General features: G+C 62.6%; 13 protein-coding genes. 5 read left to right on the top strand and 8 right to left on the bottom strand.

The features are described 5' to 3' along the window. The 5 genes from AAF358_16085 to AAF358_16105 form a co-directional block, all read right to left on the bottom strand. A complete protein-coding gene (locus AAF358_16085) occupies positions 1–1,164 on the bottom strand; it encodes an efflux RND transporter periplasmic adaptor subunit (GenBank protein MEM7707076.1) in 1,164 nt (387 codons plus the stop codon). Positions 1,165–1,427: 263 nt separating this feature from the next. Further along, positions 1,428–2,153, bottom strand: a complete 726-nt coding sequence (locus AAF358_16090; protein ID MEM7707077.1) for a glutathione S-transferase family protein — start codon at positions 2,151–2,153, stop codon at positions 1,428–1,430. A gap of 93 nt (positions 2,154–2,246) precedes the next feature. After that, positions 2,247–4,169: an ATP-binding protein gene (locus tag AAF358_16095; GenBank protein ID MEM7707078.1), complete on the bottom strand. Its 1,923-nt coding sequence runs from the start codon at positions 4,167–4,169 to the stop codon at positions 2,247–2,249. A gap of 5 nt (positions 4,170–4,174) precedes the next feature. Then, a complete protein-coding gene (locus AAF358_16100; protein MEM7707079.1) occupies positions 4,175–4,846 on the bottom strand; it encodes a response regulator transcription factor in 672 nt (223 codons plus the stop codon). Positions 4,847–4,922: 76 nt separating this feature from the next. Further along, positions 4,923–7,028 (bottom strand): choice-of-anchor Q domain-containing protein, encoded by a 2,106-nt coding sequence (locus AAF358_16105; GenBank protein ID MEM7707080.1) that lies wholly within the window; start codon positions 7,026–7,028, stop codon positions 4,923–4,925. A gap of 236 nt (positions 7,029–7,264) precedes the next feature. Between AAF358_16105 and AAF358_16110 the strand changes: the two genes are divergently transcribed. After that, positions 7,265–9,040, top strand: coding sequence for a diguanylate cyclase (locus AAF358_16110; protein MEM7707081.1), 1,776 nt, complete (start codon positions 7,265–7,267; stop codon positions 9,038–9,040). An 11-nt stretch (positions 9,041–9,051) separates the two neighbouring features. Here the strand turns inward: AAF358_16110 and AAF358_16115 are convergent, their stop codons facing one another. Genes AAF358_16115 through AAF358_16125 form a run of 3 tightly spaced genes read right to left on the bottom strand, consistent with a single transcriptional unit; the run spans position 9,052 to position 14,791 of the window. Further along, positions 9,052–10,440 (bottom strand): efflux transporter outer membrane subunit, encoded by a 1,389-nt coding sequence (locus tag AAF358_16115; protein MEM7707082.1) that lies wholly within the window; start codon positions 10,438–10,440, stop codon positions 9,052–9,054. Beyond that, the gene (locus AAF358_16120) at positions 10,437–13,604 is read right to left on the bottom strand and encodes a multidrug efflux RND transporter permease subunit (protein ID MEM7707083.1); all 3,168 of its coding nucleotides are present in this window, start codon (positions 13,602–13,604) and stop codon (positions 10,437–10,439) included. The genes AAF358_16115 and AAF358_16120 overlap by 4 nt, the downstream gene beginning before the upstream one ends. Continuing rightward, entirely contained in the window at positions 13,601–14,791 is a 1,191-nt protein-coding gene (locus tag AAF358_16125; GenBank protein MEM7707084.1) for an efflux RND transporter periplasmic adaptor subunit, read from the bottom strand. The genes AAF358_16120 and AAF358_16125 overlap by 4 nt, the downstream gene beginning before the upstream one ends. A 305-nt stretch (positions 14,792–15,096) precedes the next feature. On the opposite strand from AAF358_16125, the gene AAF358_16130 reads away from it, so the two are divergent. The 4 genes from AAF358_16130 (at position 15,097) to AAF358_16145 (ending at position 19,520) form a co-directional block, all read left to right on the top strand. Then, the gene (locus tag AAF358_16130) at positions 15,097–15,627 is read left to right on the top strand and encodes an AP2 domain-containing protein (protein MEM7707085.1); all 531 of its coding nucleotides are present in this window, start codon (positions 15,097–15,099) and stop codon (positions 15,625–15,627) included. Positions 15,628–16,028: 401 nt separating this feature from the next. Beyond that, positions 16,029–17,264 (top strand): thiamine pyrophosphate-dependent enzyme, encoded by a 1,236-nt coding sequence (locus AAF358_16135; protein MEM7707086.1) that lies wholly within the window; start codon positions 16,029–16,031, stop codon positions 17,262–17,264. A 2-nt stretch (positions 17,265–17,266) separates the two neighbouring features. Then, positions 17,267–18,283: an alpha-ketoacid dehydrogenase subunit beta gene (locus AAF358_16140; GenBank protein ID MEM7707087.1), complete on the top strand. Its 1,017-nt coding sequence runs from the start codon at positions 17,267–17,269 to the stop codon at positions 18,281–18,283. Continuing rightward, positions 18,276–19,520, top strand: a complete 1,245-nt coding sequence (locus AAF358_16145; protein ID MEM7707088.1) for a dihydrolipoamide acetyltransferase family protein — start codon at positions 18,276–18,278, stop codon at positions 19,518–19,520. Before AAF358_16140 ends, AAF358_16145 begins: the two co-directional genes overlap by 8 nt. The last annotated feature ends 14 nt before the right edge of the window (positions 19,521–19,534 follow it).

Here is a 19,534-nt window from a genome sequence, read left to right on the forward strand (position 1 = left end):
TTAGTTGAGGGCGAGTTCGGTGATCGGCTGCACCAGCATGCCGTCCACCGCTGAAGCGATCGTGGAGGTGACCACCCGTTCTCCGGGGTGCACGCCGCTGCTGATCATGACCTGCTCTTCGTTGCTGGACAGCACGTCCACGGTGCGGATCTCCAGCCGATCGTCGCTGTTGACGACATAAACCTTGTCGGCATTTCGCAGGGCGCTGCGCGGCACCACGCGCGCGGTGGTGCTGTCGCTGCGTTGAATGCTGGCTGAGACAAACATGCCGACCGCAAGCGGTACGGTAACGTCAGCGCCATACGGGTCAGCGACTTCAACCACCGCGTTGATGAGGCGCGTTTCCCGGTCAACCGCTGCGTGCACCCGGGCGATACGACCCTGCCAATGCACTAGCTCGCCACCGACCTCCGCGGTCAGATCCACGTTCGGACCCGCGGCGGAGCCGGCCACAAATCCCATCGGAAGATCGAGCTCTTCGAGCTGGGCATCGGTCAGCGGCAGCGTCACCTCTACAACGTCAGTGGCAAAGATTCGTCCCAGGGAGGACGCCGCGCCGACGAAGCCGCCAACGCCGGCGGTGCGCTGCATCACGCGCCCGTCAAACGGTGCCGCGATGCGAGTACGCTGCAGATTGAGTTTGGCCTCCGCGAGATCCGCGTTGGCCGAGCGCAGCTTGGCCTCAGCTTCCAGGACCTGGGGCTTGTTCACCTGCAGCGGGCTCGGCTCATGGGTTCGGCCAGTCGTTTCCCATTGGCGTCGCTTGATCTCTGCCGTCGCTTTCTGGGTCATGACGGCCACGTCCGCTTCCGCCACCCGGGCCTCAGCGCGGGTTACGGCCAGCTGGTAGTCCTGGTCGTCAAGCATGACCAGCGTATCGCCCTTCTTAAAGGACGCGCCATCCGCAAACTGCTCGGCGATGGCCGCGATGTTGCCGGACACGCGGGGCGTCAACTCGATCTCGGTTCGGGCGCGGACCTCACCCTGGCTCTGCACTGAGAGCGTTACGGTTTCTTCCCGGACCTCGTCGACAAACAGCGAGACCAGCCGCTGGGTGTCTTCTTTTTTCTCGGGTTCAGGTTTGGCAGCGACCATGGCCTGCACGCCGGCCAGCGCCACGACGAGCACCAGGATTGGTGCAGAAATTTTGATGAGCTTCTTCATGAGCTTCCTCTCGGATGTCCTCGCCCGTTTCCCGCCTTGTCTATTGGCATAACGTTCGGTGTCGCAGTTTGTTACAGCGGTTCAACAAGCACTGCGAGCCGGCGTTTCCCATTCGCGCGTATACCAACATATGCGTTTGTGAGAGGCATGGGCCATGAGTCAGCGGCGAGGCCCTGCCGGAAGTCATGCCGGTTTCAGGTACCCGGCTGCACCGAAAATACCGGACAGCTGAGCGGTGCGTGAAAAGGGGATTGGTAGAGGCGTTACCGACTGAGTGCTGCGGCTGAATCCAGGGCAAGCATCCGGCGGATGGACTCCTCGATCTGACCGCCGCAGTAAGTCTTTCCGTAAACCTCTTCTTGCGAGGCGACAAAGTCAGCTAGCGAGGGCTTGACGCCGATCAGACTGCAGTGGACAAAAACCTCCGGTGCGTGCCGGCGTAGATCTGACTCGAGTTCGGGCAGGCACCGAATCATGTTGCCGAACAGGGCATAAACCGCGATATCAGCATAGGTCACCGATGGCGTTCCAAAGCAACCGCGGCGCAGCAGGTCTTCGAATAGCTGCATCCATCGTGGCAGACGGCGTGAGCGGAATTCGACCCACGCGTCACGCTCCCACATGATTGAGCCGTTGTAGCGGCAGATCTCCATCAGCACGTCGTTACAGTCCATCAGCACTTTCATGGCGTAAGCCTGGTCTTTTGGATCTTCAGGCTGGAGGCCGAGATCGGGAGCCACGTAATGCACAATCGCCGGCATCTGGCTGATTGATCGGCCCATTTTTCGGTCGTGCAGGACCGGCGGCCCGATGAAGGGTATGGCTTGCTCATTCGGAGCCAGGTGCTGGTGGGCGCTGATCTCTTCGTAGACGTCCGCTTCCGCGAGCGGCTCGTTGCGATAAGCGAAAAGGTAGCTGACAAAACACCCTCGGAAGGGAATCGGCCAGTAAACGAGTTCGTAGCGGGGGTCTGCGGTCGGATCTGACACGACGCCTGCTCCTGGGTTGCCTCAATCATCCGAAGCTTGCACGAGGAAAGCCCCCTCATCAAAGATCGGAGGGTGGCACAACCAGGACGGCGATCAGCCTTTGCCCTGTCGGCCAGACCTTGGCCAGCTGATCGTGAGCTTGGTGCCTGGCTCCACGGACTCGATAAGCAGTTCGCCACCCAGACGATGGGCCCGCTCGGTCATGTTTTTCAGCCCCCGACCGCTGGAGGGGTGACGCGGCAGTCCTCGACCGTTGTCAGCAACCACCAGAGAAAGCATGCCAGCCGTTTTGGTCGACAACCGGACCGCAACCGACGTTGCCTTTGCATGGCGAAGCACGTTGGAAAAGGCCTCCTGAAGGAAACGGAGCACGTTGAGCATACCGTCGACGCTCAGCCGTTCGTTTGCTGCGTCGGCGTCGATCACCCAGGAGAGCGCCAGGCCCGCTTCGGTCAGGCTGGGCTCGATCCTTTCACGAAATCCTCCGAGCGCCAGGCCAATCGATTCGTCTGCGTGATCCAGGGACGAAACGATCAGGCGAAGATCATCGAGGGCGCGCGCGACCTCCTGTGCCGCATCGTCGGTGCTGGCCTGGCCGCCTCGCAGTCTGACCAGCAGCGACACCAGCTGGCCACCCAGCCCGTCGTGCATGTCCCTCATCAGTCGCTGCCTTTCTTCCAAGACCGTTCGCTTCTGGCTCTCCTCCTGTTCGCGTTGATGGCCAGCTCGCAGTTCAACCTCCTGGGCTGCCAGCCGCTGATCGAGCACCCGGTTGAGCTGTTCCATCATGCGGCGCGCGCGAACACTTTGCCCAATGAGCACGGTGCTGCCGCCCAAGGCGAGGAGTAGCCCGCAAACCGGGGCCGCATAAAAGGTCAGGAACAGTTCCTCGGAAAAGGGCAGGCGCAGGTCAAAGCGGTCGTCCAGCGCGTCCACCACCACGGAGGTCAAGCAAATCGAGAACAGGATCGTCTCGTACCGTCTCGGCCAGGAGCCGGCCGAGCCATAGCGAAGAAACTGGACGATCGCGATGGGCACCAGCGTAAAGGTCAAGAGTGATTCCACCGGAAAGAGCCAGCGAAAGATCTGGCGCGATTCACCGACCATCCCAAGCGGCACCGCCGCTGCAATCAGCAGTGACGCGCCGATTCCGTAGCCGACCGACCAGCGCCGGCCCGCGCCAGTCCAGCTGGCGGCAAACCAGGCCAGGGCAAACAAGAACGCAAAGGTGATCTGGTAATGCAGGACCTGCTGCCATACGGGCGACAGCGCGGCGTCCAGCCCGAAAAAACTGAAATTCCGGAGGCTCCAGGCGAGCAGAAGCACAAGAAGCGCGCGGGCACGAGCTTGGTCTGCTGGTGGCCACGGTATGGCGACCACCAATAATCCAATGAACAGCATGATGCCGATGGCCGCCACGGGAAGCTCAACGCTGATCAGGCGCGACCACCAATAGGCTGAGAGGTGGTCAGCCTGGGTGCCGACAAAAAAGGCGGGGAGGATTTTGAGCCGCGATCCCAATACACGGAATTCGAGCATATTCTCACCCGGCAGCAGCAGCGCGTTCGGCAGTGCAAATAACGTTGGGTCGAAGCCGCCCGCTGCACCCGGGAGCTCCGACGGCAGCTGGGCTGTCAGCGTTTGGCCGTTGAGGCGCACTTCGGCCACCCGCCGTTTCCAGCTGAGGTAAACCCCCAGCGAATCATCGCCAGCCGGTGCCTGGAAGCGGTGGGTAAACACCACTGAAGGTTCGCGCTGCGGGTCGACGTAGCGATAGCCGGGCACCGGGTGCAGAGGCACCCGAACCGTAGCAAGCGCGAGGCGGTTGTTTTCGGTGGGCGCCAAAACCTCGACGTCCGGGGCGTAGCTCAGGCTACCTGGCAACACCGCCCTTTCGCCAGCGCCAAGGCCAACAAAAAACATCAGCTGGCTGACGGTGAGCAGCGCCAGCGCTTGGAGCCAAACGCGTGACCGACCTACTGACAGCTTGGCTTCGCCAGCGGTCGGCGTACTCACGTGGCTTATGGGTCCTCCAGCTGGATAAGCTGCTGCCGGATGGCAACACTGACCGCCTCTCCTCGAGAGTGGACGTGGAGCTTCCGGTATAGCCCTTTTACATACTCACCGACGGTATGAACCGACAGGTCGAATTGCCGAGCAACGTCCTTATAGCTCAAGCCCTGTGCAAGGCATTCGAGCATCTGGAGCTCCCGAGTGGTCAGTCCATCTCCGCCGGTCTCAGCGGCCCGCAGCGCGGGCTTGTCCTGGCGAAAACGCTTCAGCAGGTGGCGAGCAACACCCGGACTGATGGGAGCATCGCCAGCCATAACGGACCGCAGCTGCGTTTCCAGCGTCTGCACGCTGGCATCTTTCAGCAGGTATCCGTCAGCGCCGGCCTCGAGGGCCGCCACCACCGTTCGTTCATCTCCCAGGACGGAAATCACCAGGATCTTTGCTTCCGGCCGATCACGACGACTGACCCGAATCAAATCAATGCCGCAACCGTCGTGTAGGTCCAGGTCGACGAGCAGCAGGTCGAAGGGGGTTGCCAGCAGCGCCAATCCCTCAGAAAAACCGCTGGCGGCGCCTTTGACCTCAAAGCCGCTGGTGCGATTGATCAGCGAGGTTAGCGCGTCGCGGGTGGCGGGCTCGTCCTCGACCAATAGAATTTGGAGGCGATCAGCGTTCTGCATCGATACGACGAAATAGTAGCAGGGTCAGCGAGAGGTGGCCGGATCCAAGTTAAGACGGCATCGACTAGCGCGCGCTTCAGCGGGTCATCTCGTCAATCCTGCGCGCGAGCAGTCCCAGCTCATCTTCGAAGCTGTCGGAAAAAACCTGGCCGGTCGCCGTTTCATCCTCGGCATTGTTGTCAATGAGACTGAGCTCAAGCTGCGAGGCGGGCGCAAAAACTTCTGCGATGTTGAGCAGCCGGCCCCGAAAGCTCGGGTCGGTTAACGCGTTCAGCGTGAAGACGGCGGTCGCGCCGGCATCCAGGTCAACCAGCTCATCAATCGAGCCGCTGCCGTTGGCAGTACAGGCAGCGCCCGACCCGGGGGTGCAGATCCAGTTTGCCTGGCTGACGCCGACGGGCAGGGTGTCGATCACCCTCGCGCTCTGGACGTTGGTGTCGCCGCTGTTGTTTACCGCAATGGTGTAAGTCAGGGTCTCACCGGCGGTGAAGAAAACGCGGCCGTCATCCTTGCTGATAGAAAGGTCTACCACACGCTGGCAGTCCACCTGAACGGACGTCAGGTTGCTGCCGTTGAGCGTGCCGGTACCGCCGGTAACGCTGCAGAGCTGGTCGGGATTGTCCGGTTGGCTGCCGACGGTGACAGCGTAGGGCTGAAGGTCTTCCAGCGGTGTCGCAAAAACGAAGGTGCCGTTGCTCGCGACGTTCAGCGTGTCAGCGCCATTGAGCGTCAGACTCAGGCCGGTGCCCTCCAGGCCGCTCACCACCCCGCCAACGGTAAACGTATCCGTCGTGCAAGTGACGAGTAGAGTGATGTCCTCCGAGCCGGCAACGCCACCCGATGACTGGGCCGTGCAGCTTTGCGAAGGCGATACAACCTGACCGCCAATGTCGAACGTATAGCTCAGGCCCGCAGGCAGACTGCCCAGGTAGGTTGGACCGCTGGCGGTAACCGTGACGGCGCTGCCGCCACTCAGGCTCGCTGTCAGTCCGGAGCCCAGATAGTTTTGGGTGACAGCAAAAAGGTTTGAGCCCTGTTCCTCGTAGGCGCCGACGTCGCACCGCGCCGGGGGTTGGCCATCACCTTCGGAAGGCCGGCGCAGGCCCCGCGCGTCTTCGCTGATGCCGCCGCAATCGTCGGTCCGATCCAGGGCGGGCGAACCGAGCCCCAGCGCCCGCGTTGGCACCGGACCGCCGAAGTCGGCCAGGTTGGTCAGCAGCGGGTTGACCTGGGCAACCGGCGCACCGCCGCAGCTACCGTTCTCGTCGATGGAGCTGGCGTCGATGGTGATGGTGGCGCCGGTACCCGTATTGCAGTTGTTTGCTGCGTCAGCAAGGATCGATCGACGAATCAAGACCTGGCTGTCGTCAGAGGCCACAACCTGGGCTGCACCGGTGTTGCCCGTAATAGTGTTGTTGTCAATAAACACGGTGGGCTCAACGGGACCGCCGCCAAAGCGGAGTCCAGAACCGCTGGAGCCGGCGCTGTTGCCGACAACCGTGTTATTACGCAGCACCACAAGACCGTTGCGCACAAAAATAGCGCCCCCGGCGAACCCGGCGCTATTGCCGACAAAGGTCGAGCTCAGGACCGCGCCGCCCTGGCCGTCCAGGTAAATGGCTCCACCTTGATTGGCGCCATTGCCCTGAAAGAAGCTGCTCCTGACCTCCGACGATCCCAAGCTTGAAATCGCGCCGCCAGCCTGGGTGAAGCTGTTCTGATTGTTCAGGAAACGGCCGCGGATAATCGTTACGTTGGCACCAGGCTGTACCGTCAATGCGCCGGACCCTGCGTTGGAAAACGTCAGATCGCGAACTTCGATGACGCCGGCGGAAAACGTCAGCACCGGATACCCGATGGTGCTGGGTTCAACGCGCAGCAGGTCGTCTCCCGGACCAACAATTTCGACATCGGTGCCGCCGGTGCCGAAAGACAGAGAACTATCCACCAGCAGGACGCCGGAAAGGCCGGTCAAAAGCACCGAGTCCTCCGGACCGAACGCACCCTGAGCCACACAGCTGGTTTGACGGACGTCAGCGACCGTTACGGACGCCAGGGCCTCGCGCAGGGAACAAAGGCCGTCCCCGTTCGTCTCAGAATCTACGAGGGTGTTGACGGTGAGGGTTGCCGCCTGACAGGTAGCCCCAAGCAGCACGGCTGTCCAAGCCAAAATCCATTTCATGGTCCCATCTCCAGCTGGTTACAGCGTCGATGGTCAGCGTTGAGTGGTAGCCAGGCCATCCCCCGAAACTGGGGGGTGCCCGGTCAATCTTTTCGGTGACTAAAGCTGGCGGCCATCCATGGCGCCCGCCTTCCCTGGGCTCGATTGAAGCAAGTGGTTGTCGGCTAAAGTTTTATTGGTGGCCGCCGATAGCATCCGTGTCTCTTTTGGGCGCACCTCAGCGCCGCCGGATCAGGATGGAAGCGGAACTCTTAAACGATATCGTCGAGTGGGCGGGCGAGGTGGCGTCCATCGGCTACTGGTCTTACGATCCGGAGACGGGGCAGGTCACCTGGTCGGATCAGGCCGCTAAACTGCTGGGTTTGACGCCCGGCGCCATGACCGCTTCCAATGAGAGCTTCTTTCAGGTGTTTTCCGACGACGAAACGGTTTCGTCGGACGGCGACTTCGACGACTGTCTGTCGCAGGATGCCCCCTTTGTTGTCGAGCGGAATATCCAGACTGCTGGGTCCGGTGAGCGACGGGTTCGGATGATCGGGCGGAAGCGGGCGGCCTCTGACACCATGTCCGAGCGGCTGGTGGGAATTGTGCAGGACACGAGCCAGGAGCATGCGCGTCAGCAGTCGCTGGGTACCGCGCTTCGCTGGCTGGAAACCGCCAGTGAAATCGCCAGCCTTGGCTATTGGTACCTCGACGTCACCAACCAGAACCTGGAGTGGTCGGACGAGGTCTTTCGAATCCACGGCTACGAGCCCGGCGAGTTTATCCCGGAACTGGAAAACGCGATCGACGCTTATCATCCCGACGACCGGGAGCGGATCACCGCAGCGGTCCAGCGGGGGCAGGAAACCGGGGAGCCCTGGGCCCTGCACGCATGCCTGGTTCAGCGAGACGGCAGCATTCGGCAGGTCATGGCTCGAGGCAAGCCGCTGTACGAAAGCGGCCGCCTGATGGCGCTTTTCGGCGTGCTGCAGGACATCACGGACCAGGAGCAGCGGCTGGCGAATGAGCGGTTGTTTGTCTCCCTGGTTCAGCAAACGCCGGAGGGGATTTGCATTACCGACGTCAACGGTCACTGCGAATGGGTTAACGAAGCGTTCGAGAAGCTCACCGGATTTTCGGCGAACGAAATGCACGCGCAGAAACCCGGGCAGCTGCTGCAGGGGCCGGAAACCGATCCTGAGACCGTCGCCCGCATTGCCCAGGCGCTTGAGGCGCACCAGCCCTACTCCTGCGAGATTCTGAATTATCGTCGCGACGGATTGCCTTACTGGACGCGGTTGAGCATCTTTCCGCATTTTGACGAACACGGCGAGCTGACCCATTACATGTCGATCCAGATCGACGTGACGGAGCAGCGGAAGGCCGAAGAAAAGCTGGCGGAGCAGACGCGATCGCTTGAGCTCAGCAATTTTCAGCTTTCCCGGCAGCGGACGACAGCGGAGATCATCGCCAGGCAGGATCGCGAGATCCGCGAGGAGCTGGAAACGGCGGTTGAGCGCAGTCGAGAGCTCCAGGACGAGCTCCGGCGTCTCGCGCATTTTGACGAATTGACGGGCCTCCCGAATCGTCGCCACGTCCTCGAGCGGGCCGAGGCGGAGCTCAGGCGCTCAGTCCGCTACGGCCGGCCGCTATCCATCGTGATCACCGATATCGACCACTTCAAGCAAATCAACGATGGCTATGGCCACCAGGTCGGGGATGAAGCGATTCGGCATGTGTCTGCGCTGCTGGCTCAATCGCTGCGCGAAGAAATCGACATGTGCGGTCGGATCGGCGGCGAGGAGTTTCTGCTGCTACTGCCGGAGTCGGAGGTCACCGCTGCCGCGTTGCTGGCTGAGCGGTTGCGCAAACTGATCGAGGAATCCCCGCTGCGGTGTGGCGCACAATTCACCTGCAGCTTCGGCGTGGCTGAGAGGGATACGCACGAGACGCTCGAGGCGCTGATCAAGGCTGCCGACAGCAAGCTCTACGAAGCGAAGAACGGCGGGCGCAACTGCGTCCACTTTTAGGGTCAAGCCCGCTAGGTCCCCCAGCCGCCCCCCAGCGACTTATAAAGCGCTATGAGGGCCACCACGGCGGCGGTCTCGCTGCCGGCAAGCTGATCTTCGGATTCCAGCACTCGGCGCTCGGCGTCCAGCACCTGCAGAAAATTATCCACGCCGGCCCGATAGCGACGTCGCGCGAGATCTGCGGCGCGAACGTTGGCGGCGGCAGCGTCTTTCAGGGCGGCAACCCGAATCAGCTCACTTTGAAAGCTGACCAGCGCCGACTCGGTTTCTGCCAGCGCATTGAGCCAGGTTTGTTCGAGCGTGTTCACGGCCGCCAGGGCCCGACCATCCGCGGCGCTGATCCGTGCGCGGACCCGGGCAAGGTCAAGTACCGGCCAGCTGAACGCCGGGCCGATGCTGTAGCTCCGGGTATCGCTGTCCGACAGGTCCCCGACGGAGAACGCCTGACGCCCCAAGCTGCCCAGCAGGTCGAAGCGCGGGTAGAGCTCCGCTGTGGCAACACCAATACGATAGGTGGCGGCCGCCAGGAGTCGCTCGGCGGAGCGGACGTCGGGCCGTCTTCGCAGCAGCTCGCTCGGAGCGCCGACGGCGATGTTGACGGGTATTTCAGGCAGGCGACCATTGGGTGTGATCTGCGCCGCAATCTGTGTCGGGGTTTGCCGCGTCAGCACGCCCAGCCGATAACGTTGGCCCTGGACGCTGGCATACAGCGACGGAATCAGCGCCTGGGTGGCAAGCAGCTGCGCCTCAGCCCGCGCTACATCCAGATCCGTGCCGCGACCGCCGTCCCGCAAGGTCCGCGTCAGGTCGAGGGTTGTGCGTTGGTTAGCGGCGTTGCGGCGGGCAACCTCTAGTCGACGCTGCGTGCCGCGCATCTCGGCGAACGCAAGCCCCACCTCGGCCGCCACCGCCACCTGCGCGTCTTCCAGGCTGGCTTCCGCGGCTTCAACTTCCGCGGCGGCGGCGGCGGTGGCGCTTCTGACCCGGCCGAAGAAATCGAGCTCCCAGGTGGTGTCGATGCTCAGGCGATACACCTCGTTGGCGTCGACGCTGAAGCCGGGAAACACCTGGCCCTGACGCTGTCGGGTGGCGTTGCCGGCGGCGCTTCCCACCGGCAGACGGACACGGGCGGTTTCGGCGTAGGTTGCGCGCGCGACCTGCAGGTTGGCGCGGGCGATCTCAACCGTGTTGTTGGCCTCCAGCGCTTGATTCACCAAAGCGAGAAGCTCCGGTTCGCCTAGCGTGACCCACCAGCGTTCCATCACCTCACCGGTGCTGAGTGGCTGTTCAATCGGGCGGTGAAACGCCGGGTCCTGCGCTAGCTCGGGCGTTTGATAGTCAGGCCCAACCGTGCAGGCTGCAATCAGTAGCGCAGACGATGAGGCGAGCAGTCGTCTCACGAGGTCTCTCCCACCGGCTCAACGGTGGTGGTTTCTTTAGGGCCACGCACCCAGCGCCGAATCACCACGTAGAAAACTGGCGTCAAGAAAAGCCCAACTAGCGTAACGCCGAGCATGCCGCTGAAGACCGCGGTGCCCAGAACCTGACGCATCTCGGCGCCCGGCCCGCTGGCAATCACCAGGGGCACAACACCGAGGATGAACGCAAACGAGGTCATGAGGATGGGGCGCAGGCGAAGCTGGGCCGCGTTGGTGGCGGCGTCATAAATACTTTTGCCGAGACTCTCCTGCTGCTTGGCAAACTCGACGATAAGAATCGCGTTCTTGCTGGCCAGACCGATCAAAACAATGAACCCGATCTGGGTCAGGATGTTGTTGTCCATCCCGCGAAGGGCGATGCCCAAAAGCGCAAACAGGATGCAGAGCGGAACGATCAGTAGAATGGCCAGCGGCAGCGACCAGCTTTCGTATTGCGCCGTGAGCAGCAGAAAGACGAACAGGACGCTCAGCGGAAACACCAGCAGGCCGGCGCTGCCGCCGGAGCGCTGCTGGTAGGCCAGCTCGGTCCACTCGTAACTCATGCCGGCGGGCAGGCTGGCATCAGCAAGGTTCTCCATGGCGGTCAGTGTTTGACCGCTCGAAACGCCGGGCGGGGTGGCACCTTGCACCTCGGTCGCCGGATAAAGGTTGAAGCGCACCACACGGTCGGCCCCGGTGGTGGTTCGCAGGCTCGCCACGGAGCCGAGCGGCACCATGGCGCCGTCGTTGTTTCTTGCGCGTAGCGTCAGGATGTCTCGCGGATCGATCCGGAACGGACCGTCCGCCTGGGCGGTCACCCGGTAGGCGCGGCCAAACAGGTTGAAGTCGTTGACGTAGGCAGACCCCAGGAAGACCTGCAGCGTCTCAAACACATTTTCTACCGGCAGGTTGAGCATCTCCGCCTTGGTTCGATCGATATCGAGAAAATACTGGGGCGAGGCGGTGCCGAAGGTGGTGAAGACCTGAGTCGCTTCGGGCAGCTGGTTGGCCTGGCCGATCAGCTGCCAGCTGGCACCCTCCAGTGTTTTCAGGCCGCGGCCGCTGCGGTCCTGCACCATCATTTTGAAGCCGCCGCCGTTGCCCAGGCCCGAGACCGCCGGCGGTGCGATTACAAACACCTGGGCTTCTTGGATGGCGCCTAAGCGTCCCCAAAGCTGACCAATAACCGCATTCGCCGATTCCTCGGGTCCCCGCTCCTCAAAAGGCTTCAGAGTGACAAACATGGCGCCGGCGTTTGAGGCATTGGCAAAGGTGGCGCCGGAAAAGCCGGCGAAAGCCACAACCGGGCCGGTGCCGGGCGTTTCGTTGATGATGCCGATGGCTTTCTGGATGACCGCATCGGTTCGCGCCAGCGACGCGCCTTTCGGCAGCTCGGCGGCCACGATGACGTAACCGCGGTCCTGCTCAGGAATAAAGCCGGTGGGCACCCGCTGTAGGGCCAGGACTGTCAGGCCGATCATCAGCACAAACAGCACCAGCGAGATGGCGGGGCGGCGGCTGAAGCGGCAAACGGCGTCACCATAACCGTTGGCCAGGCGCGTGAAGCCGCGATTGAACAGGCGGAAGAAGCCACCGAGAACCCGCTCCCACAAACGTCCGAAGACGCTGTCGTCCGAGCCTTTGGGACGCATCAGGATGGCCGCCAGCGCCGGGCTGAGGGTCAGGGAGTTCAGTGCGGAGATGATCGTGGCGGAGGCGATGGTCAGCGCAAACTGCCGGAAGAACTGCCCCGAGATACCGCCCAGAAACGCCGCCGGGATAAACACGGCGCTGAGCACGAGCGCAATCGATACCAGTGCACCGCCGACCTCGGTCATGGTGATGCGCGCCGCGTCTCGCGGTGCTTCACCTTCCTCCATGTTCCGCTCAACGTTTTCGACCACCACAATGGCGTCGTCGACGACAATGCCGATGGCCAGCACCAGACCGAATAGGGAAAGATTGTTGAGCGAAAAGCCGAACCCCGCCATGACGGCAAAGGTTCCGATCAGAGAGACGGGGATGGCGGCAATGGGTATCAGCGCCGCACGCCAGTCCTGCAGAAAGACGATGATGACGAGGATGACCAGCAGCACCGCCTCAATGATAGTGGTATACACCGCTGCTACCGACTCGGCGACAAATTCCGTCGGGTTGTAAACCACCCGGTAGTCCAGGCCCGCCGGAAAGTCCTTCTGCAGCCGCGCCATGGTGGCTTGGATTTCTTCCGCGGTCTGCAGCGCGTTGCTGCCGGGCCGCTGGAAGATGGCGATGGCCACCGCCGGATCCCCATTGAGGTAGCTGTTGGTGACGTAATCGCGCGCGCCGAGCTCCACCCGCGCCACGTCGCCTACGCGAACCAGCCGACCGTCGTCGCCGGCGGCGACAATGACCTCGCGGAACTCCTGGGCCTCGGTGAACCGGCCCTGGGTGTTCACCGTGTACTGAAACGCCCGATCGGCGTCCAGCGGCGGCTGTGCAAGGCTGCCGCCCGCCACCTGCACGTTCTGACTGCGCAGGGCCGCGACGACGTCGCTGGCGGTCAGGTTACGCTGGGCCAGGCGATCCGGGTCAAGCCAGACCCGCATGCTGTATTCACGGGCGCCAAACACCGTGATGCTGCCGACCCCGTCGATTCGCGCCAGCACGTCCCGAATCTGGAGAAACGCGTAGTTGGAGATGTACAGCTGGTCGTAGGTGTCGTCCGGCGACAGCAGGTGAACGACCATCATCAGATCTGGCGAGCTTTTTTGCGTCACAACGCCCAGCCGCCGGACCTCTTCCGGCAGCCGTGGCTCCGCGCTGGCGACCCGGTTCTGGACCAGCACCTGGGCGGTGTCAAGATCTGTGCCCAGCGCAAAGGTGACCGTCAGCTGCATGACGCCATCGGAGGTCGAGCTCGACTGCATGTAAAGCATGCCCTCGACGCCGTTGACCTCCTGCTCGATCGGCGTAGCCACCGTGTCGGCAATGATCTCCGGCGTTGCGCCGGGGTAGGCGGCGCGCACCACGATGGTCGGCGGTGCCACTTCCGGATACTGCGCAACGGGCAGGCCGCCGTAGGCGATCAGGCCAAGCAGGATAATGAAGATCGACAGCACCGCGGCGAACCGGGGCCGGTCGATGGAAAAGTGGCCGAGGTTCATCGGCCCTGCTGGTCGGTGGCGGTGCTGGGTGAGACCACCATGCCCGGGCGCACGCGCTGCAGTCCGGTGAGAATAAAGCGCGATTCCGCGGTCAGTCCCGTCTCAACCACCCGCAGGCCGTCCTCCGTCAGGCGACCGGGTGTGATCACCTGCTGGCTGACCGTGTTTTGATCGTCCAGAACATACACAAACTGCCTGGACTGGTCTGTGCCGATGGCGGTATCGGGTATCAGCAGCGCCGGATAGGGGCCTCTGCCCTGCAGCTGAACCTTCGCAAACAGGCCGGGAATGAGGATCCCGTCGGGGTTCGGAAAGATGCCGCGACCTTCGATGGTGCCGGTGGATGAGTCCACCACGTTATCGACAAAGTCCATGGCGCCGATATGAACATAGCCGTCTTCGTCAGAAACTTTCAGGCGCAGCGGATTGGGCGCCACCCGGGAACTGGGCCGATCGCCCGACTGGGCAAGACGCTGATACTTCAAATAGGCGTCTTCCGCCGCGGTGAAATACGCGTAGACCGGGTCGCGGCTGACGATCGTGGTCAGGAGCGTGGCGTTCGACTGGCCGCCGCTGATGAGATTTCCGCGGGTGACCAGCGCCCGGCTGGTCCGGCCACTGATCGGCGCCTTGACCCGCGTGAACTCCAGATCGAGACGGCTCTGCGTCAAAGCCGCATCCGCCGCCTTGACGGCCGACCGGGCCGACTGGACGTTCTGCGTTCTTGCGTCGAACTCCTCTTCGGAGATGGCCCGGGAGTTAAAGAGGTCCTTCGCCCGCTCAAGGTCGTTGTCGGCGAGCTGGGCGCTCACCTGTGCCTGCTGCAGCACCGCCTCGGCCTGCGCCACCGCCGCCTCGAAGGGGCGCGGGTCGACCACAAACAGCAGCTCACCCTGCTCGACCGTGTCGCCGTCGGTAAAGTCCACCGACTCGAGATAGCCGCTGACCCGGGCTCGCACCTCAACCGCTTCCACCGCGGCGATGCGCGCCGTGAACTCATCCCAGTCCGTGATAGCCCGTTCCTCGGGCATGGCGACGGTAACCTGCGGTGGGGGAGGTGCCTCGCCACCGCCCTGCGGCTGTGTGTTACATCCGGTGAGTGTCGTCGCGGCGATGAGCGTTGCCAGCGCGGTAAAACAGTATGCGAGCCTGGGGTGTGGCTTGGGTCGCCGAAAGGCTGTGTACATAGATAGAAGCTCGGATGATTTCGGGCGCTGGGGGGCGCTGATGACGACCCGCTGAGGATACCACCCCGGCATGCTGTTGGTGTGACAAAAGGCCCGATCAAACGGGGTTTCGGTGCCGGTTCACGACGGTGCCCGCAATTGGTGCATACAGCACCATGTTGGGTCGCCCTTTTTCTTCGAGATACAACGCTGTGTCTGCATATTGGCGATAAGCATCTGATCCTGTTCGGGTTACTCGCTTGCCAAAGAAATGGCACGCAATTTGATTAAACGGTTGTTGAATACCTACGACGAAGGATCAGGTCATGCCCAGCGAACACGAAGCCATGTACGGAATCTCGCGCATCGATTCAGCGAAGGAGCGCGCCCACGCCTGGCGCGTGAGCCTGCGTCGCAACGGTAAGCGGCTCGTTAAGAATTTCACTGACCGACACTACGGCGGCAACAAAAAAGCGCTGCTGGCGGCGCAGCACTATCGGGACGATCTCCTCCGCCAGCACCCGCCGATGTCCCGCAAGACATTTGCCAAGATTCTGCGCTCCAACAATCTGACCGGCGTCAGCGGCGTTTATCGCTATGCCAAGCGGTACCGGCTTAAAGACGGCACCCAAAAAGAATCCTGGTACTGGGAAGCGAACTGGCCCACGTCACCCGGCGTCAGTGCTAAAGCCACGTTTTCCGTCAACCGCTACGGCGAGGACATCGCCCGCTTGATGGCGCTGCAGGCTCGCGAAAAAGGCCTGGCCGCCGTCGAAGGGGTCTTTTGGGCTTCAGCCCGCGGTGAGATGCCGTCTGCCGGCCGCGCGGGCCATGACGACGATCGCCGGGTCGCCTAGCCCCGAACCAGGCGATTTATGTCGAGTTTGGGCGGCTCGCTGAGCTACCGGCTCGCAACATCAGGCAGCAGGCGTGGGGCAGACGCCACCGCCCAACGCGCTTTTGCTTGAGCTGACCGCGAGAGCAGGGTGACTGCCGATCAGCCGACAGAGTTCTATGGGACTCAAAAAACCCCCGGCTGATCGGCACGATCTCTGTTCGCGCATCGTGATGTCACTATCTCCGTGCCCGGCGCCCCGTTGCGCCGGCTTTCCATACCTCTCCTGAGACTCGCTGCACGCTCTCCGACTAAAGACCTGAGTTCACTATGGCTCGCTGCAGCCCGGCGTCCTCAGAGGTTGCCTAATCCGCTTCGGTAGTCGAAAATTCACATCCTTTTGTCTCAGTTTGCGCAACGTTCATGGCTAACCCCTCTCGACTGCATATCCCTCATCCAGCCGCTCGACCCGGCGAAAAACCCGATTTCAGCAGCCTCAAGCTGTCTCCGGCGGGGGCTGTTGAGCGTCCCGATACCCGGACCGCGACCAGCGACATGGAGTACTTGGCGCACGACCTGGTGAGGGTTTTGGACGATGAACATCGCGCCCAGGGGCCTTGGAATCCTCACCTTGAATCGGCTGAGCTGCAGGTTGCGTTGCGTCAGATGATGCTGACCCGCGCGCTCGACGATCGGATGCATCGGATGCAGCGTCAGGGCCGCATCAGCTTTTACGTGAAATGCCTTGGCGAGGAGGCGGTGTCGATCGGGCAGGGCATGGCGCTCGAACCGAAGGACATGCTGTTCCCCAGCTACCGCAACCAGGGTTTATACATCCTCCGGGGCACCGGCCTGGTCAACATGATAAGTCAGTGCCTGTCCAATACCAGGGACATGTGCAAAGGCCGTCAGCTCCCGGTGATGTACCACAATCAGGAGGGTCGGATTTTCTCGATCTCCGGCAACCTCGGCACGCAGTATCCGCAGGCAGTCGGCTGGGCGATGGCTTCAGCCATCAAAGGGGAGGATCATGTGGCCGCCGCCTGGGTGGGTGACGGCAGCACGGCGGAAGCGGATTTCCACCACGGGCTGACCTTCGCCGCGGTCTACCAGGCGCCGGTGATCCTAAACGTGGTCAACAACCAGTGGGCCATCTCTACCTTCCAAGGTTTTGCCGGCGGCGAGCAGCGCTCGTTTGCGGCGCGCGGCCTTGGGCTGGGTATTCCCGGAATCAGGGTTGACGGCAACGATCTGCTGGCGGTGTATTCGGTGACCCGCTGGGCCGCCGAGCGAGCGCGCAAGTCGCGGGGGCCAACCCTGATTGAGCTGGTGACGTACCGTGCCGGCGCCCACTCGACCAGTGACGACCCCAGCCGTTATCGGCCCAAAGAAGAATGGGCGGCGTTCCCGCTCGGCGATCCGATCGAGCGTTTGAAGCAGCACCTCATTTCGGAGGGAAACTGGACCGAGGAAAAACACGCCGCGCTTGAGCAGGATTTGAAGGAGCGTGTGACCTCCGCCTGGAAGGAGGCCTGTAAGTTCGGAACCATGAGCGACGGCCCTCAGCTTGATCCGCGGGAAATGTTTGACGACGTTTACGAAGAACTGACGCCACAGCTCGCGGCCCAGCGCGCAGAAATGCTGGCGTTGGAGGACTGATCATGGCTCAGATGAACATGATTCAGGCCATCAACTCGGCCATGGACGTTATGATGGAGCGCGATCCGACGGTGATTGTGCTAGGCCAGGACGTCGGGTATTTCGGGGGCGTCTTTCGCTGCACCGAGGGCCTGCAGCGGAAGTACGGCGAACATCGCGTGCTGGACGCGCCAATCGCCGAAGGCGGGATCGTCGGTTCCGCCATCGGTATCGGCGTCAATGGACTGAGGCCGGTCGCAGAGATCCAGTTTGCGGACTATATCTATCCCGGTTTCGATCAAATTGTGAGCGAGCTGGCGCGGCTACGGTATCGCTCGGGCGGTGAGCAGTCGTCGCCGGTCACGATCCGCACCCCCTGTGGCGGCGGCATTCGCGGCGGACAAACCCACTCGCAGAGTCCGGAGGCGATCTTCACCCACATCTCCGGCATTAAGACGGTAATGCCTTCCAACCCCTACGACGCCAAGGGACTGCTGATCAGCGCCATCGAAAGCAACGATCCCGTGGTGTTCTTTGAGCCAAAGCGGATCTATAACGGCCCCTTTGACGGAGACCCAGACAAGCCTGCGGTGCCGTGGACCACGCACCCAAAGGGTGAGGTGCCGAGGGACTACTACACGGTGCCGCTCGACAAAGCGGACGTGGTGCGGTCCGGCAGTCAGCTCAGCATCATCACTTACGGAACGCTGGTGCACGTTGCGCAAAGCGCGGCCGAGCAGGCCGGCGTGGACGCAGATATTATCGACGTGCGGACGCTCGCGCCGCTCGACGTCGAAACCCTGGTCAAGTCGGTTCAAAAGACCGGTCGCTGCCTGATTGCCCACGAGGCGACGCGCTTCAGCGGTTTTGGTGCCGAGCTGTCGGCCACGATTCAGGAAAACTGTTTCTGGCACCTCGAGGCGCCCATCGAGCGTGTCGCGGGCTGGGACACCCCGTATCCGCACGCGTTTGAATGGCAGTATTTTCCCGGCCAGAAACGTATGATTGCCGGGATCAACCGAGTGATGTCGCATGGGTGAATTCGTATTTAAGCTGCCCGACCTGGGGGAAGGAACGGTCGAGGCGGAGATAGCCAAGTGGCACGTGGAGGCCGGGCAGGTCATCTCCGAGGATGACCCGCTGGTCGACATGATGACCGACAAAGCCGCCGTCGAGGTGGCCTCGCCGGTATCCGGCAAGGTTCGGCTGCTACACGGGGAGGCAGGCGCGATGATGGCCGTCGGTTCAGCGCTGGTGACCCTGGACACCGAAGGCGAAGCGGCTGCGTCAGACGAGGCTGAGCCTGCGGCCCCGGCGGCAGAACCGGCCGCCGCCCCGTCGGCCGCGCCGACCGAAGCGCCAGCCGCAAAAAGCAACGGGCACGCCGGCGGCAGCGCGCGCGGCGGCAAGGTGCTGACCTCGCCAAGTATCCGGCGCCTCGCCCGGGAACAGAACATTAACCTCGGTGACGTAAGCGGCAGCGGGCCCAGCGGCCGGATACTGCGCGCTGACGTCGACGCCTTCCTGGCAGCCGCGGCTGCTCCGGGCGCTGCCGTTGTCGGCGGCCCTGTCAAGGCGCACGGCACCGAGGAGATCAAGGTCATCGGTTTGCGTCGGGCTATCGCCCAGCGCATGTCGCAGGCCAAGCGGGATATTCCGCATTTCTCTTACGTTGACGAGGTGGATATCACGCAGCTCGATCTGCTGCGCAAGCACCTGAACCAAACCTCCGGTCAGCCCAGGCTGACCTATCTGCCGTTGATCGCCGCCGCGTTGATTCGAGTGCTCAAAGACTTTCCCCAGTGCAACGCCACCTATGATGACCAGCGCAACGTGATTGTGCGTCACCACGCTGTGCACTTAGGCATCGCCACCCAGACCGACGACGGCCTCAAGGTGCCGGTGGTCGATCACGCGGAGGCGCTGGACTTCTGGCGGCTGGCATCCGGCATGCGGGACCTGACCGAGCTTGCTCGCAGCAACCGCGCGAGCCGCAGTCAGCTCAGTGGCTCAACCATCACCATTACCAGCCTCGGCAAGCTCGGAGGCATCGCCAGTACCCCCATCATCAACGCACCGGAAGTCGGCATCATTGGCGTCAATAAGGCGGTCCAGCGACCCATGGTCATCGATGGTGAGGTCCAGATCCGGCTGATGATGAACCTGTCGACGTCGTTCGATCATCGGTTCGTCGATGGTTACGACGCCGCGGCCATGGTGCAGGGGATGAAAGAGCTGCTGGAAAACCCCGCCGCCATTTTTATTCCCGCTCCCTGAGAAGCTGTCGCCGC

This window comes from Pseudomonadota bacterium, assembly GCA_039033415.1.
Lineage (GTDB): Bacteria > Pseudomonadota > Gammaproteobacteria > Xanthomonadales > SZUA-38 > JANQOZ01.